Origin of the sequence: Bradyrhizobium sp. 142 (assembly GCF_023074015.1) — a bacterium.
Classification (GTDB): Bacteria; Pseudomonadota; Alphaproteobacteria; order Rhizobiales; family Xanthobacteraceae; genus Bradyrhizobium.
Window position 1 is genome coordinate 121,629 of the sequence record NZ_JADPKQ010000322.1, and the last position, 15,450, is coordinate 137,078.

Annotated in this window: 19 protein-coding genes; 11 read left to right on the top strand and 8 right to left on the bottom strand. The window is 63.8% G+C overall.

Annotated elements, in window-relative coordinates; translation table 11 throughout:
* Positions 1-82 precede the first annotated feature (82 nt).
* Genes IVA82_RS29760 through IVA82_RS29780 form a run of 5 tightly spaced genes read left to right on the top strand, consistent with a single transcriptional unit; the run spans position 83 to position 3,280 of the window.
* Positions 83-694 (top strand): DUF4142 domain-containing protein, encoded by a 612-nt coding sequence (locus tag IVA82_RS29760; RefSeq protein WP_247383003.1) that lies wholly within the window; start codon positions 83-85, stop codon positions 692-694.
* A 50-nt stretch (positions 695-744) separates the two neighbouring features.
* Positions 745-1,803, top strand: coding sequence for an SDR family oxidoreductase (locus tag IVA82_RS29765; RefSeq protein WP_276578021.1), 1,059 nt, complete (start codon positions 745-747; stop codon positions 1,801-1,803).
* A 42-nt stretch (positions 1,804-1,845) separates the two neighbouring features.
* On the top strand, positions 1,846-2,448 hold the full coding sequence (locus IVA82_RS29770; RefSeq protein ID WP_247383005.1) for a phosphatase PAP2 family protein: 603 nt from the start codon (positions 1,846-1,848) through the stop codon (positions 2,446-2,448).
* On the top strand, positions 2,445-2,792 hold the full coding sequence (locus IVA82_RS29775; protein ID WP_148741608.1) for a DUF3147 family protein: 348 nt from the start codon (positions 2,445-2,447) through the stop codon (positions 2,790-2,792). Before IVA82_RS29770 ends, IVA82_RS29775 begins: the two co-directional genes overlap by 4 nt.
* A complete protein-coding gene (locus IVA82_RS29780; RefSeq protein WP_247383006.1) occupies positions 2,792-3,280 on the top strand; it encodes a DUF3147 family protein in 489 nt (162 codons plus the stop codon). The genes IVA82_RS29775 and IVA82_RS29780 overlap by 1 nt, the downstream gene beginning before the upstream one ends.
* On the opposite strand, the gene IVA82_RS29785 is transcribed toward IVA82_RS29780, so the two are convergent.
* Positions 3,251-3,415, bottom strand: a complete 165-nt coding sequence (locus IVA82_RS29785) for a hypothetical protein (RefSeq protein WP_247383007.1) — start codon at positions 3,413-3,415, stop codon at positions 3,251-3,253. The two genes, IVA82_RS29780 and IVA82_RS29785, sit on opposite strands and share 30 nt — an antisense overlap.
* A gap of 22 nt (positions 3,416-3,437) precedes the next feature.
* On the bottom strand, positions 3,438-3,602 hold the full coding sequence (locus IVA82_RS29790) for a hypothetical protein (RefSeq protein ID WP_247383008.1): 165 nt from the start codon (positions 3,600-3,602) through the stop codon (positions 3,438-3,440).
* A 179-nt stretch (positions 3,603-3,781) separates the two neighbouring features.
* Between IVA82_RS29790 and IVA82_RS29795 the strand changes: the two genes are divergently transcribed.
* The gene (locus tag IVA82_RS29795; protein ID WP_148741604.1) at positions 3,782-4,036 is read left to right on the top strand and encodes a hypothetical protein; all 255 of its coding nucleotides are present in this window, start codon (positions 3,782-3,784) and stop codon (positions 4,034-4,036) included.
* A gap of 144 nt (positions 4,037-4,180) precedes the next feature.
* Here the strand turns inward: IVA82_RS29795 and IVA82_RS29800 are convergent, their stop codons facing one another.
* The 3 genes from IVA82_RS29800 to IVA82_RS29805 all read right to left on the bottom strand — a co-directional run bounded on the left by IVA82_RS29800 (position 4,181) and on the right by IVA82_RS29805 (position 4,907).
* Positions 4,181-4,387, bottom strand: coding sequence for a hypothetical protein (locus IVA82_RS29800; RefSeq protein ID WP_247383010.1), 207 nt, complete (start codon positions 4,385-4,387; stop codon positions 4,181-4,183).
* An 85-nt stretch (positions 4,388-4,472) separates the two neighbouring features.
* On the bottom strand, positions 4,473-4,604 hold the full coding sequence (locus tag IVA82_RS48625) for a hypothetical protein (RefSeq protein ID WP_256469734.1): 132 nt from the start codon (positions 4,602-4,604) through the stop codon (positions 4,473-4,475).
* A 108-nt stretch (positions 4,605-4,712) separates the two neighbouring features.
* The gene (locus IVA82_RS29805) at positions 4,713-4,907 is read right to left on the bottom strand and encodes a hypothetical protein (RefSeq protein ID WP_247383011.1); all 195 of its coding nucleotides are present in this window, start codon (positions 4,905-4,907) and stop codon (positions 4,713-4,715) included.
* A gap of 94 nt (positions 4,908-5,001) precedes the next feature.
* On the opposite strand from IVA82_RS29805, the gene IVA82_RS29810 reads away from it, so the two are divergent.
* Positions 5,002-5,511 (top strand): DUF4142 domain-containing protein, encoded by a 510-nt coding sequence (locus IVA82_RS29810; protein WP_247383012.1) that lies wholly within the window; start codon positions 5,002-5,004, stop codon positions 5,509-5,511.
* A 6-nt stretch (positions 5,512-5,517) separates the two neighbouring features.
* Here the strand turns inward: IVA82_RS29810 and IVA82_RS29815 are convergent, their stop codons facing one another.
* On the bottom strand, positions 5,518-5,814 hold the full coding sequence (locus IVA82_RS29815) for a hypothetical protein (RefSeq protein WP_247383013.1): 297 nt from the start codon (positions 5,812-5,814) through the stop codon (positions 5,518-5,520).
* 261 nt (positions 5,815-6,075) lie between these two features.
* On the opposite strand from IVA82_RS29815, the gene IVA82_RS29820 reads away from it, so the two are divergent.
* Entirely contained in the window at positions 6,076-12,366 is a 6,291-nt protein-coding gene (locus IVA82_RS29820) for a HAMP domain-containing protein (protein ID WP_247493663.1), read from the top strand.
* A gap of 11 nt (positions 12,367-12,377) precedes the next feature.
* On the top strand, positions 12,378-13,868 hold the full coding sequence (locus tag IVA82_RS29825; RefSeq protein ID WP_247383015.1) for an HWE histidine kinase domain-containing protein: 1,491 nt from the start codon (positions 12,378-12,380) through the stop codon (positions 13,866-13,868).
* On the opposite strand, the gene IVA82_RS29830 is transcribed toward IVA82_RS29825, so the two are convergent.
* The gene (locus IVA82_RS29830) at positions 13,865-14,086 is read right to left on the bottom strand and encodes a hypothetical protein (RefSeq protein ID WP_247383016.1); all 222 of its coding nucleotides are present in this window, start codon (positions 14,084-14,086) and stop codon (positions 13,865-13,867) included. The genes IVA82_RS29825 and IVA82_RS29830 overlap by 4 nt on opposite strands.
* A gap of 139 nt (positions 14,087-14,225) precedes the next feature.
* On the opposite strand from IVA82_RS29830, the gene IVA82_RS29835 reads away from it, so the two are divergent.
* Entirely contained in the window at positions 14,226-14,483 is a 258-nt protein-coding gene (locus tag IVA82_RS29835; RefSeq protein WP_247383017.1) for a hypothetical protein, read from the top strand.
* A gap of 123 nt (positions 14,484-14,606) precedes the next feature.
* Positions 14,607-14,846 carry a hypothetical protein gene (locus IVA82_RS29840; RefSeq protein WP_247383018.1) on the top strand — a complete coding sequence of 80 codons (240 nt, stop codon included), beginning with the start codon at positions 14,607-14,609 and terminating at the stop codon, positions 14,844-14,846.
* Between the two features lie 321 nt (positions 14,847-15,167).
* On the opposite strand, the gene IVA82_RS29845 is transcribed toward IVA82_RS29840, so the two are convergent.
* Positions 15,168-15,389, bottom strand: coding sequence for a hypothetical protein (locus tag IVA82_RS29845; protein WP_247383055.1), 222 nt, complete (start codon positions 15,387-15,389; stop codon positions 15,168-15,170).
* Positions 15,390-15,450 lie beyond the last annotated feature (61 nt).

Genomic DNA, 15,450 nt, shown 5'->3' on the forward strand with positions numbered 1-15,450 from the left:
GTTAGGAACGTCCGACTTTGCACCGTGTTGATCGGCGCAACGACGCGCAGCGCGGCTGCGCAGTCACCTCGGAGAACCGCCCATGAAACGAACCATCATCGCTTTTGCTTGCGTGCTTCTTGCAGGCCCCGCGCTTGCCCAATCAGTCGGCGAGAAGACCGGCATCAATTCAGCGCTCGGCGTCGCACCAACCACCGCCGATTTCGTCAAGGAAGTCGCCATCAGCGACATGTTCGAGATCGAATCGAGCAAGCTCGCCGAGCAGAAGGGCAACGCGCAGGAAAAATCCTTCGCGCAGCAGATGGTAACCGATCATACCAAGACCAACACCGAGCTGAAAGGCCTGTTCGGCAACGGCAAGGTTCAGGCGACCGTGCCGACGGCGCTCGACAGCTCGCATCAGAGCAAGCTCGACAAGCTCAAGAGCGCGAACGGAAAGGACTTCAGCTCGGATTACAACTCTTATCAGGTCAGCGCGCATGAAGACGCAGTCTCGCTGTTCGACCGTTACGCCAAGGGCGGCGACAATGCCGAGCTGAAGGATTGGGCCGGCAAGACGCTGCCGGCGCTCAAGCATCATCTCGACATGGCCAAGGAACTCGGCAAGGCGCCGAGCGTCGGACAGTCCAAGTCAGAACAGTTCAAGCAAGAATTGTCTGAGGACGCCGGGCATCCAGCATCCTCCTCGACCTAGCAACGATCGCCGTCTCCGCACGTTGAAGCGCAACGTTCTCGGAGACGATCATGGCCGATCAAACCAGACCCTCGATATCCCGCCGGCGCGTCGTTCATGCGGCGAGCGCAACGCTTGCTGCGGCTTCGCTGACCTCTTCAACAGCGAAAGGAAATACGTCCATGGCCGAGCAGGACCCGATCGATCCCGTCAGCCGCTACCCGAAGCCCCCCTTCAAGAAGCAGTCGCAGCCCTGGCCCGGTCTTGCCGGCAAGATGGAGCCGCGCCCGGACCATGGCGAGACCAGCTACAGAGGCTCCGGCCGCCTGGCCGGCCGCAAGGCGCTGATCACCGGCGGCGATTCCGGCATGGGGCGCGCGGCCGCGATTGCGTACGCGCGCGAAGGCGCCGACGTCGCCATCAATTATCACCCGGCCGAAGAGCCTGATGCGCAGGAGGTGATCGCGCTGGTCAAGAAGGAGGGGCGCAACGGCCTCGCCATCCCCGGCGATCTCAGGGACGAGGCATTCTGCAAGAAGCTGGTCGAAGAGGCCGTGCAGGGGCTGGGCGGGCTCGATATCGTCGTCAACAACGCGGCGCGGCAACAGACGCGGGCCTCGATCCTCGAGGTCACGTCGGAGGATTTCGACGCGACCATGAGAACCAACGTCTACGCTCCGTTCTGGATCATCAAGGCGGCGCTGCCGCATCTGAAGCCCGGCGCCTGCATCATCGGCACGACGTCCGAACAGGCCTACGATCCCTCGCCGGATCTCTACGATTACGCGCAGACCAAGGCCGCAACGACGAATTATGTGAAATCGCTGGCAAAGCAACTCGCCTCGAAGGGCATCCGGGTCAATGGCGTCGCGCCGGGACCGATCTGGACTCCACTCCAGGTGTCCGGCGGGGCGACGATGGAGAAGCTCGAGAAATTCGGCGGCATGACGCCGCTTGGCCGTCCGGGCCAGCCAGTCGAGCTCGCCTCGATCTACCTGCAGCTTGCGGCGGCTGACGCCAGCTATGCCACCGGCCAAGTGTATGGCGCTTCCGGCGGAGCTGGCCAACCGTCGTCGCGATCGGGGCCGCAGGAGTGCGGCGCGCCGGCGAGGAACCTTCATTGTCACTGAAGCTTTACAAGAGGATCATTAAGGATAGTTCACCGCAGAACGATGGCGTTAGTAGAGGTCAGACCCACCCGCATCGACACAGCCATCGCGAACGAAATCGCGGTGCACACCAATTCAGGCATCGAGCGCACCGCACAGACCCTGACCTGGGGCGCTGACGAGCACGTGCTGCTCGCGCTGGCTGCGGCCGGGTGGCTCTATGCCCACCTTGTGCAGCCGCGGCAGCGCCGCATCGCCAACCACGTTCTGACTGTTTCGCTGGCGACCGCCTTGCTGCCACATGTCCTGAAATCCATGTTCGATCAGACCAGGCCGGACCGGTTGACAGTACGCGGACATCAAAAGGGCGTCCCTGTCTCCGGACAGCCGCGCGACGCCTTCCCCTCCGGCCACGCCGTTCATATGGGCGCACTTGCCTCGGCGGCGGGCTTGCTGCCGCCGACGCCGCGGCGCGTGGTGCGCTCGGTTGCGGTCGCGCTTTCGCTGACGCGGATTGCGCTGCTCGCGCATTGGACGAGCGACGTGGTGGCAGGCTTCGCGCTCGGCGCTGTCGTGGAAAGACTCGTGCGGCCATTGACGCTGGCAAAGTCACGCAGCCGGCAAGAATCGCGCAGCCGGCAAGACAAGTCACAGGCACGGTCATGACCGAATATATCGTGCGCTTCATTGCCGGCGGCGTGATCGTCTCCGCGTTCGCGATCCTCGGCGACATGTTCAGGCCGAAGAGCTTTGCCGGCCTCCTGGGCGCCGCCCCTTCCGTCGCGCTGGCCACGCTTGGCATCGCCGTCGTCCGGCACGGATCTCACTATGCCGCCGCCGAAAGCTGGACCATGATCTATGGCGCTGTTGCCCTCGGCTGCTACAGCGTCGTCGTCTGCCATCTGTTGATGCGATACCGTCTGAATGCGTTGCCGGCTACCACCCTCGCTTTGACCGTGTGGCTTGCGGTCGCCTTCGGACTGCTCGCGGGCCTGGGAGGGGCGGCCTGATGCCGGTCAAGCTGTCACTCTCCGCGCTGGAACAGACTCGCTGGTACGAGTATGGCGTTCGCTTCCTGCTGGGCGGCTTGGCGACCGTGCTCACAGGTGCCCTGGGTGCGAACTTCGGTGTGTCTGTCGGTGGTCTCTTCCTCGCGCTTCCCGCCATCTTCTGCGCCAGCGCCACGCTGGTAGAAAGCCATGAGCGCCGCACCAAGGAAAAGGCCGGTCTCAGCGGTCGGCGGCGCGGGCAAGAGGCGGCTGCGCTCGATGCGGCCGGCGCTGCCTGGGGAAGTATCGGTCTTGTGGCATTCGCTGCCGTTTTCTATCTCACCGCAACTGCAAGCGTCCTTGGCGCCTTCGCCGCAGCCCTGACGGCATGGGCCGTTGTCTCAGTGTCGGCGTGGTGGCTCAGGCGGAAGCTCCGCATCGTGTCCCATCGTGCGCGACGGTGCGGGCGCTGGCCACCATCAGCGAAGAACCCCCACCACCTCCCGTGACGACAGAAATTCGTGCATCTCGGCCGCGGCGCGAAACTGCTCGAGCCGCGCAGCAACGGCGTCGCGCTGCTTGCCATCCGGCAGGTTCGCCAACTGACGTTCAAGCCGGCATTTCTGCGCCTCGATACGCTCCATGAATGTGTGTGGCATCGACCGCTTACGCATTTCGCTCCTCCGGCGGTTGGGGCTCCGGCGGTTGCAGGCCCGGGCTATTGGCCCAGCGCTCCACTTGCTCGATAACCTTCTGATGGCTCGCACGCACCGGCTTGGGTGCTTCCGGTTCTTCGGAAAGCTTGCGGGGTAACCTGACTTCATCCGTCATGGTGAGTCTCCATTCCCTTTCCCGCAGCATGCATCAGTCCTCGCACCTCCCCAACACACAAACTATTGATTTTATTGGATTATTTTACTAATTTAATGCTCTTTCCGACTTTTGTGGAACCCGCGTCAGGTTAGGCGGTTGAGTAAACTACTCAATCTGCACCTTCGATGTGGTGAGTCATGAATGATCTTCGCGCCGAGCGCCTCCAGGTCATGCTCTCGCCGGAAGAGTTGGCCGCAGTCGATGATTTCCGCTTCAAGCATCGTATGCCGACGCGTGCCGCAGCGGTCCGCGAGCTTCTCAAGATCGGGCTTGCCGGTGCCGTCCCCGACGGCCCACCAGGGATCAAATCAAGCAATTATGGCGTGTTCGGGCGGGGGGCCGACGGGCACATCCGGGGCAATCGAGCTCAGCCGGGCGACACGGAAGACTGAATGGGATCGGAGATTTTCATAAGCAAACGGCCCCGGCACAGGTGTGCCAGGACCGCCCTTGGAGACTGCTTCCGGCGCACCGGGGGCATGACAGCCGGAAGCAAACCTTCGACTCTCCGCGCGCGGATTCGTTCCTCGTGAGAACTAGCCGCTCGGCGCGCCGTCGGAATCATCCGGTGTCATGCCTGAGCCGGGCGTCTTGCTGTCGTCGTTCAGCTTGGGATCGCGTGTCGCCTCTCGCGAGGGCGAACCCTTCGGCCCCGACTTGTGCACACTCTGCGCACGCTGCTTATCGCGCGGCTGCTGTTCACCGCGCTTGTCTCTGACGATGCCTTGATCGGAATGGACCATGATGTCCTCTCGCCTCCTCTGATGTCTGGAAGCGCTTACGCGCCGGCGTGTCGAAGGTTCCGGCCCGTGCGAGAGCGACTTGTTGCTAGCTGTGGGCCGCGCGCACCGTGGCCGGTGTACTCGCCAGATGCACTTGCCGCACGGTGGTCACCGTCGCGAACGCGACGGAGACGCCGAAGGCGAGGATGAGTGAGAGAAGGGCTAGACGTGGAGCCATCGCAAATCCTCCTTCTGGAACCGAAAATCAGATCGACTATTCCCTAATCATCGTGGATTTGTCGCCTTCATTCCGTGAGGACACGGAGTTTCGCGCAAGCGTGAGCGCTCACACATCCTGCTTGTGGGGGACGCGGTCCGTAACGGGCGGGATTTCGCCATCGAGCCAGTCCTGCTCGTTCGCGAGCGCCATCCAGGCCTCCGCCATGCGCGAATAGCGCTTGTAGCTTGGTTGCCCTTCCGCGCGTTCGGCGAGCTGCAGGCAGTTTTCGGCGTTATCTCTGAAGATCTCTGATTGCTTCATACTAAAAACATGGGGCCGGAACCTCGGTCCCGCAACCGCCCTACCAGATCGTAATCTTCGCGGAACTTCGCGCGCCATCGGCCATTGGATAGTCATGCGAGTTCTTGTCGTGATCGTCTTGGCATTCATCGGCACGGCGGCGCTTGCGGACAACATCGGCGAGCGAACGCCTAGGGAGCGCACGCCGACCGCGAACGACGTCGTCAGCAGCCTCTACGCCTTCAGCCACTTTCAGCAGGACCTGTTGGAGGGCACCGACCTGCAGGGCAATGCGGAGGTCAAAAATCTTGCCGCCTTGCGAGTCGAGGAGGCAGCCAAGCGCGACAAGGCGCTGAAGGAAATTCAGCAAGCGATTGGTGCCGAGCCACACGCCTGCAAGACCGCGCCCGGCGCCAGCCTCGTCGAGCGCGAAGCCTCGGACGGACCAACTTACGTCAGAAGCTTCTATGCCGCGCAAATCCCCGAATATGAGTCCGTTATCACCCTGCTCGAGCACTATCTGAACGGGCCGGACAATCCCGCACTGGCCGCCTTCGCGCGCGAACAGCTGCCCAGGCTGCGCGGCCAGGTCAAGGACGCGGAGCGCACGATGGCCGACAAGTAGCCGCGATCATTTGTCGTCCGAATGCCGCTGTTGGCTTTCGGGGCGCACCGTACGGTCGCTCTCGGGCATCTTGTCACGGCCCGCATCGCCATTGTCATCCTTGCCGCCCGAGGTCGAAGTGCCGCTGCCGCTCGGGCTCGGCCTTGTCGCCGCGCCTGTCGTGGGCGAATCGGCGCGCGGGGTTGCGGAACTTGCGGCGGGATCACCGGTAACGGCCCCGCGGCCGCTGGGTGCGCCCCCCTGCGCCAGCGCCGATCCGGCGGCGAACAAGCTGACGATAATCGCGGCAAACACGGCTCGCATGCGTCTCTCCATGTTTTGCGGGCTAACCGCAGGGCCTGTGCTCTGTTCCGGAGGGCCTCTATCCAGGGCACCTGCGGGACGGAGACTTCTTCTGAAAGAAATGGAACCGACGTCCTCCCTCACCGTTATCGCAATTGGGCTGAGCAGAGCAGGTTCCATTTTCGCGCGCCGCAACCTTGGCGCTTGATTTCGAATTTGGCTGACGCTCTAGTTTGACAATTGCGTCTGGCCGGATTTGGCCGACGCCTGCGGGGGAATCAGATGAGCGACCTCGATCCCGGAACTGCATCACGCTCCGGTCGTCGCGTCCCAAAGCCAAAAATCAACGATGCGTCGGACCCGGATTCCCGGCCGGAATTGCTGCTCGCATTGCAGGCAATGCGCAGCGGCGATTTTTCCGTGCGCATGAGCGGCGACTATCTTGGCATCGACGGCAAGATCGCCGACACTTTTAATGAAATCATCGCCGCCAACCAGCGGATGGCGCAGCAGCTCGAACTGGTCGGCCAGGTGGTGGGGCGCGAAGGCAAGACGCGGCAGCGCGTGAAGTTCGGGCTGGCCTCGGGCTCCTGGGCCGATATGGAAGGCTCGGTCAACACGCTGATCGACGACCTGTTGTGGCCGACCCGCGAGGTCACGCGCGCGGTCGCAGCCGTCGCGCAAGGCGACCTGATTCAGACCGTCAAGCTCGACGTCGAGGGTCGCCCCCTTCGCGGCGAATTTCTGCAGTCGGCGACCATCGTCAACACCATGATCAAGCAGCTCGGCGTGTTCACCTCCGAGGTGACGCGCGTTGCGCGCGAGGTCGGCACCGAAGGCAAGCTCGGCGGACAGGCGCAGGTGCCGGAAGTGACCGGCGTCTGGAAGGATCTGACCGAGAGCGTCAACTCGATGGCGAACAACCTGACCAACCAGGTTCGGAACATTGCCGAGGTGACGATCGCGGTCGCCAACGGCGACTTGTCCAAGAAGATCACCGTCGATGTCCGCGGCGAGATCCTCCAGCTCAAGGAAGCCATCAACACGATGGTGGACCAGCTGCGCTCCTTCGCCTCCGAAGTGACGCGCGTGGCGCGAGAGGTCGGCACCGACGGCAAGCTCGGCGGCCAGGCGATCGTGCCCGGCGTCGCCGGCACCTGGAAAGACTTGACCGATTCCGTCAATGCGATGTGCGGCAACCTCACCGCGCAGGTGCGCAACATCGCCAACGTCACCACCGCCGTGGCGCGCGGCGACTTGTCCCGCAAGATCACCGTGGACGTGCGCGGCGAGATTCTGGAGCTGAAGGATACCATCAATACCATGGTGGACCAGCTCAACTCGTTCGCCTCGGAAGTGACGCGCGTGGCGCGCGAGGTCGGGACCGAGGGCAAGCTCGGCGGCCAGGCCCAGGTGCCCGGTGTGGCCGGAACCTGGAAGGACCTCACCGACAACGTCAACTTCATGGCGTCGAACCTGACCGCGCAGGTCCGCAACATCGCCGACGTCGCCACCGCGATCGCCGGCGGCGACCTGTCGAAGAAGATCACCGTGAACGTGTCTGGCGAGATCCTTCAGTTGAAGGAAACGCTCAACACCATGGTCGACCAGCTCAACGCCTTCGCGGGCGAAGTCACGCGCGTGGCGCGTGAGGTCGGCACCGAGGGGCGGCTCGGCGGCCAGGCCAACGTGCTTGGCGTCGCCGGCACCTGGAAGGACCTGACCGAAAGCGTCAACTCGATGGCGTCGAACCTGACCGCGCAGGTCCGCAATATCGCCGAGGTGACCACGGCAGTCGCAGGCGGCGATCTCTCCAAGAAGATTACCGTGGACGTGCGCGGCGAAATTCTGGAGCTGAAGGACACCATCAACACGATGGTGGACCAGCTCAATGCCTTTGCCGGCGAAGTCACGCGCGTCGCGCGCGAGGTCGGCACCGAAGGCAAGCTCGGCGGCCAGGCCCAGGTGCGTGGCGTCGCCGGTACCTGGAAGGACTTGACCGACTCGGTCAACTCGATGGCCTCGAACCTGACCGGCCAGGTCCGCAACATCGCCGAGGTTGCCACCGCCGTCGCGAAAGGCGATCTGTCGAAGAAGATCACGGTGAATGTTTCGGGCGAAATCCTTCAGTTGAAGGAAACGCTCAACACCATGGTCGACCAGCTCAACGCCTTTGCCGGCGAAGTCACGCGCGTGGCGCGCGAGGTCGGCACTGAAGGCAAGCTCGGCGGCCAGGCCGAAGTGCCCGGCGTCGCCGGCACCTGGAAGGATCTCACAGACTCCGTGAACTCGATGGCGGGCAACCTCACGGCTCAGGTCCGCAACATCGCCGAGGTCGCGACCGCCATCGCCGGCGGCGACTTGTCGCGCAAGATCACCGTCGACGTGCGCGGCGAAATCCTTCAGCTCAAGGACACCCTCAACACGATGGTCGACCAGCTCAACCGCTTCGCGGGCGAGGTGACGCGCGTGGCGCGCGAGGTCGGCACCGAAGGCCGGCTCGGCGGTCAGGCCAACGTGCCCGGCGTCGCCGGCACCTGGAAGGATCTCACCGACAGCGTCAACTCGATGGCGGGCAACCTCACCGCCCAGGTCCGCAACATCGCCGAAGTGACCACCGCCGTGGCGCGCGGCGACCTGTCGCGCAAGATCACCGTCGACGTGCGCGGCGAAATCCTGGAGCTGAAGAACACCATCAACACCATGGTGGACCAGCTCAACGGTTTTGCCGGCGAAGTGACGCGCGTGGCGCGCGAGGTCGGCACCGAAGGCAAGCTCGGCGGCCAGGCCGAGGTGCCCGGCGTCGCCGGCACCTGGAAGGACCTCACCGACAACGTCAACTTCATGGCCTCGAACCTGACGGCTCAGGTCCGCAACATCGCCGAGGTCGCGACCGCCATCGCCGGCGGCGATCTGTCGAAGAAGATCACGGTGGACGTGCGCGGCGAAATCCTTCTGCTGAAGGACACGCTGAACACCATGGTCGAGCAGCTGCGCTCCTTCGCCGCCGAGGTGACGCGCGTGGCCCGCGAGGTCGGCACCGAGGGCCGGCTCGGCGGTCAGGCCGTGGTGCCCGGCGTCGGTGGCACCTGGAAGGACCTCACCGACAACGTCAACCTGCTGGCTGCGAACCTCACCACGCAGGTCCGCAACATCGCCGAAGTCACGACCGCCGTCGCGCGCGGCGACTTGTCGCGCAAGATCACAGTGGACGTGAAGGGCGAGATCCTGGAGCTGAAAAACACCATCAATACCATGGTGGACCAGCTCAACGCCTTCGCCGGCGAGGTCACCCGCGTCGCCCGCGAGGTCGGCACCGAAGGCAAGCTCGGCGGCCAGGCGCAGGTGCCGGGCGTCGCCGGCACCTGGAAAGATCTCACCGACACCGTCAATTTCATGGCGGCGAACCTGACCGAGCAGGTCCGCGGCATCGTCAAGGTGGTGACCGCGGTCGCCAACGGCGATCTGAAGCAGAACCTGACCGTGAAATCAAAGGGCGAGGTCGCGGCGCTCGCCGACACCATCAACAATATGACGGAGACGCTCGCGACCTTCGCCGACCAGGTGACGTCGGTGGCACGCGAAGTCGGCGTCGAAGGCCGGCTCGGCGGTCAGGCCAACGTGCCCGGCGCCGCCGGCACCTGGAAGGACCTCACCGGCAACGTCAACCTGCTGGCGGCCAACCTCACCTCGCAGGTGCGCGCGATCGCTGAGGTGGCGACCGCGGTGACCAAGGGCGACCTCACCCGATCGATCCAGGTCGACGCCCGCGGCGAAGTCGCGGAGCTGAAGGACAACATCAACACGATGATCACGAACCTCCGTCTGACGACGGACGTGAACACCGAGCAGGACTGGCTCAAGACCAACCTTGCCAAATTCACCAACATGCTTCAGGGCCAGCGCGACCTCACCACTGTGGGCCGGCTGCTGCTCAGCGAATTGTCGCCGCTGGTGAGCGCGCATACCGGCGTGATCTATCAGGTCGAAAACGAGGATAGCCCGCAGCTTCGCCTGCTCGCCTCCTACGCCGGCGACGGCGTCTATCCGTATCAGCAGGTGCTGCAGTTCGGCGACGGGCTGATCGGCCAATGCGCGCTCGACCGGCGCCCGCGCGTGGTCGCGGACATTCCCGCCGACGTGGTGCCGATCAATTCGGCGCTGCTCCGCGTCGCACCGAAAAACCTCGTGGTGCTCCCGGTCCTGTTCGAAGGCCAGGTCAAGGCCGTGATCGAGCTCGCCTCGCTCGCCTCGTTCACGACCTCGCAGATGACCTTCCTGGAGCAGCTCACCGATTCCATCGGCATCGTGCTCAACTCGATCGAGGCGACGATGCAGACCGAAGGCCTGCTCAAGCAGTCGCAGCAGCTCGCCGGCGAGCTCCAGACCCAGCAGCGCGAGTTGCAGCAGACCAACGACCAGCTCGAGCAGAAGGCGCAGCAGCTCGCCGAGCGCAACGTCGAGGTCGAGCGCAAGAACCAGGAGATCGAGCAGGCCCGCCGCGCGCTGGAGGAAAAGGCGACCGAGCTCGCGCTGACCTCGAAGTACAAGTCCGAATTCCTGGCCAATATGAGCCACGAGCTGCGCACGCCGCTGAACTCGATCCTCATCCTCGGCCAGCAGCTCACGGACAATCCGGACGGCAACCTCTCGGCCAAACAGGTCGAGTTCGCCCGCACCATCCACGGTGCCGGCACCGACCTGCTCAACCTCATCAGCGACATTCTCGATCTTTCCAAGATCGAGTCCGGCACGGTGACGGTCGACGCCGAGGAGATCCTGACGGCGAACCTGCTCGATACCGTCGGGCGGCCGTTCCGGCACGAGGCGGAGAATCGCAACCTGTCGTTCAAGATCGACGTCGATCCGAACCTCGCGCGCAGCCTCGTCACCGACTCCAAGCGCCTGCAACAGGTCTTGAAGAACCTGCTCTCCAACGCCTTCAAGTTCACCGCCGAAGGCGAAGTGCGGTTGAAGGTCGGCGCCGTGCTCGGCGGCTGGAGTACGGATCATCCGGTGCTGAACACCGCACCGGCCGTGATCGCGTTCGAAGTGTCCGATACCGGAATCGGCATCCCCCTGGAGAAGCAGAAGCTGATCTTCGAGGCGTTCCAGCAGGCCGACGCCGGCACCAGCCGCAAATATGGCGGCACCGGCCTTGGCCTTGCCATCAGCCGCGAGCTCGCAAGCCTGCTGGGCGGAGAAATCCACCTGCGCAGCGCGCCTGGCAGGGGCTCGACCTTCACGCTCTATCTGCCACTGAAATATTCAGGGCCGACGCTTGCACCGCGCGCCGCGCCACAACAATACAGCCAACCGCCGGCACTTCAGCAGGCAGCGACGGCGCCCGAGCGTGTCATCGAGCAGCTTCCCGACGATCGGCTCAATCTCGAGCCCGGTGACAGCATCCTGTTGATCGTCGAGGACGACCCGCATTATGCGCGCGTGCTGGTCGATCTCGCCCGCGACAAGGGATTCAAGGTGCTGGTCGCCGCACGCGGCGCGGAGGCCCTTGAGCTTGCGAAGCAATATCAGCCGAGAGCCGTCTCACTCGACGTCTTCCTGCCCGACATGCTCGGCTGGACGGTGCTGAGCCAGCTCAAGCACAATCCGCTGACGCGCCATATTCCGGTGCAGATCATTACGCTCGACGAGGACCGTCAGCATGCGCTCGCCCGCGGCGCCTTCTCCTTCGTGAACAAGCCGACGACGACCGAAGGCGTCGCCGCGGCGCTGACGCAGATCAAGGAATATGCGCGGCCGCGGCGCAAGCGGCTCCTGATCGTCGAGGACAACGAAGCCGAACAGCTCTCGATTCGCGAGCTGCTGGATCACGACGACATCGAGATCGTGACGACCGGTACCGGCGCCGATGCGCTCTCGATGCTGCGTGAGGCACCCTGCGATTGCATCGTACTCGACCTGCGGCTTCCCGATATGAGCGGCTTCGAGGTGCTGGACCATATCCGCAAGGACGATGCACTCTCGAACATTCCGGTGGTAGTGTTCACCGGCCGCGAGCTCTCGGCGGAGGAAGATGCGGAGCTGCACACCATGGCGCGCAGCATCGTGGTGAAGGGCGTGGAATCGCCGGAGCGTCTGCTCGACGAGACCGCCCTGTTCCTGCATCGCGTGATCACGGAGCTGCCGGTCGAGAAACAGCGTATGCTGGAAAAATTGAACAGTTCCGACGAGGACCTGATCGGCAAGACCGCGCTGCTCGTCGACGACGACGCCCGCAACATCTTCGCACTGTCGAGCGTGCTGGAACGGCGGGGCATGAAGGTGTTGACTGCGACCACCGGAAGAGAGGCAGTAACCTTGGCCGAGTCCAATCCGGAAATCGCGATCGTCCTAATGGACATCATGATGCCGCAGATGGATGGCTATCAGACCATCGGTGTTATTCGCGAGAATCCGGCCTTCGCCCGCCTGCCGATCATCGCGCTGACCGCCAAGGCGATGAAGGGCGACCGCGAGAAATGCCTGGAAGCCGGCGCGTCCGACTACCTCGCCAAGCCCGTGAACACCGACCAATTGCTGCTTGCGATTCGCATGTGGCTGCATCGCTGATCGGGACCAGAATGGACCACGAAAAGGTCAACATCCTCCTCGTCGATGACCAGCCGGCCAAGCTGCTCGCCTACGAGGTCATCTTGAAGGAACTCGGCGAGAACCTCGTGATCGCGTCGTCGGGTCGCGAGGCGCTGGAGGTGCTGCTGAAGACCGAGATCGCCGTGATCCTGGTCGACGTCTGCATGCCGGACCTCGACGGTTTCGAGCTTGCCGCGATGATCCGGGAGCATCCGCGCTTCCAGAAGACCGCGATGATCTTCATCTCGGCCATTCAAGTGAGCGATATCGATCGCCTCCGCGGCTACGAGATGGGCGCGGTCGACTACGTTCCGGTGCCGGTCGTGCCGGAGGTGCTGCGCGCCAAGATCAAGGTTTTTTCCGAGCTCTATCGCAAGACGCGCGAGCTCGAGCGGCTGAACCAGGAGCTCGAGGATCGCGTCCGCGCGCGCACCGCCGAGCTGGAAAACTCCACCGCAAAGCTGCGGGAGAGCGAACAGCGGCGCAGCATGGCGATCGCCGCCGGCAAGATGGGATCGTGGGATTGGGACTGGATCAACGGCGACTGGATGTGGGATGAAGGCCAGTATCGCATCTTCGGCGTTAGCCCTGAGAATTTTAACGTCAATCCGGCCAACGTTCAGGCTCTGTTGCACCCCGATGACGTCGATGAGTTGCGCAAGGCGATCGCCGAATTCAACAAGGGCTCGCGCGCTTATGAAACGGAGTTCCGCATTGTGCGGCCCGACGGCGACGTGCGTTGGTGCGTCGGCACGGCTGCCGCGACCGTCGATGGGAGCGGCCGCGTGGTGCGGGTGAGCGGTGTCACCGTGGACATCACCGAACGCAAGCGTGCCGAGGAGCGGCAGAATCTGCTCGCACGTGAAGTCGACCATCGCGCCAAGAATGCGCTGGCGCTGGCCCAATCGATCGTGCGCCTCACCCGTGCCGACGAGGTCAAGGCATATGTCAATGCCGTCGAAGGGCGCATCAATGCGCTGGCACGCGTTCACACCATCCTGTCGCTGTCGAGCTGGCAGGGCGCCGAATTGTCGAAGCTGATCGACGAGGAACTTGCGCCCTATTCGCTCGGCGGCCAGATCAGGCTCGCGGGTCCCGAGGTACAGCTCGTGCCTGCCACCGCTCAGACGCTGGCGCTGGCGCTGCATGAACTCTTCACCAACTCCGCAAAGTATGGCGCACTCTCGACGCGGTCCGGCCGGCTCACGATCGGCTGGAAGGTCGATAACGACGCACTCGCCGTGACGTGGGAGGAATCCGGTGGCCCGCTAGTGAGGCCGCCGAAGTCGCGCGGCTTCGGCACACGCAGCCTGCTGGCGAGCGTCGAATCCCAGCTCGGCGGACAGGCGCTGTTCGACTGGCGGCCCGAGGGGCTGTTGTGCCGCCTGCAGGTGCCGTTGACCCGCAAGATTGCAGCGTCCTCCGCACCCGACAAATTCGGCACCGCCGCGTCGACGGAGTTGCAGCGCGCGTCGGGCTAGCCGGACGCCGCCCTCCTCATTCGCCGCAGCGGTCGCGCTTCCTCGGCGACGCGCCCTTCGAGCCAGGCTTCCGTCTGAGCGAGATCGCGTAGCGCCCTCGCGTAGCGGCGGGCCGCACTTCGTTCCGCGCCGTGCGGCAGTTTGCGCGCCTTGCGCAGTATATCCGCGGCCGCGCTGTGATAGGCCAGCGAGCGGTAAAGAAAGACAACCTTGCCCATATCGAATGTCCCGTGTTGATAGCGCCATCCTCGCAAGTCCGGCCTGAACGCCGGATGAAGCCTGCCGTGACAATTTGTTCATGTAAGTGGAACCTGCGATCCTCGGTCGCGTTTCCCTGCAAATCAAAGGGGCGGCTCCATGCGCACGAAGAAGCCCTCCGGACTTATCTCTCGCACCGGCGCCATCCGCGTGATGACGCACGCGATGATGGGCGCGGCACTGGGCCTCGTCTTCGGCCTTGTGCTCGCACTCACGAACCCTGCCGTCGCCGCGCTGATCCACAACGGCGGCCGTGAAGCCGCCATCGTCTTCATTATCACGCTAGTGACCACGTTCGCGATCGGAGCGACACTCACCGGTGTCGTGTTCATTCTCGCCGAGAACGAGGAATTTTGAAGCGCAAGGAATAGCGCAAGGAATTTTGAAGCAGATGTGAAGCGGCGCAACGTTTTGCGGGGAACTCCTGCAGCGAACGGCAGTTGGCTGCCTGCGTCATTTTAACTCAGGAGTTCCCGCGCAATGAAGACGACCAAGCTCGCTCTCGCCATGATGTTGGCAACCGGCCTTGCCGCGGCCCCCTTCGCTGCTCAAGCGAAGTCGCACAAGGCCAAGCAAGGATCTTCGATGTCATCGTCGCAGACCACGGGCGCCAACACCAAATCCTCAAAGGGCGCTGACCCCTCCGGCCAAGGCGGCTCTGGTCCCGGCTCCGATCAGGGCGGTACCATGACGAACAAGGGCACCACCAACACCAAGTGAGTGCCGTCGACGACTCAATCACAAAGCCCCGCGGTGACGCGGGGCTTTTCTGTTCAGCGATGCCGGGGCACCGGTCACACCGCGCTGCGGTGGATGTGCACCCCGCGCTAGCTGCGTCGATTGTCAGCGATGTTAAGGCCGCCGCCTGCGGAATTCATCTTCACGAGATGCTCGAGCCGTACGCGCTTGCGTGCGATCAGAGCTTGCGTTGTCGCCTCGTCGAGACCCTCGCAATGCAATTGCCCAATGGCGGAGTCCAATTCGAAAAGCTCGGCGCGCGGGCGTCCGGCGCTCCTCCACGGTGGGCCACCAAAAAAAATCTCAGCGGGGCGCGGTCGCGCCTGCTGGCTTGCCAACTTGCCTGACGGTCCGAAGACGCACCCTGTCCCCAATGTCGGGCAGGACGTCGCCACCGCCCGCCGCCTCACATTCGGTGATCAGCAGGTTGATTTTCCGCCGGAGGCCCATTTGCGACAGCGCCTGTTCGGTGCAGTCGCGATCACGGTTAACGAGGTCGCGGACAGATGCCTCGATCTCGGCCATTTCCAGCCGCAAGGCGCTGATTTTCCGTCGGATTTCATTAATTCTGTTGTCCATGGCTTGT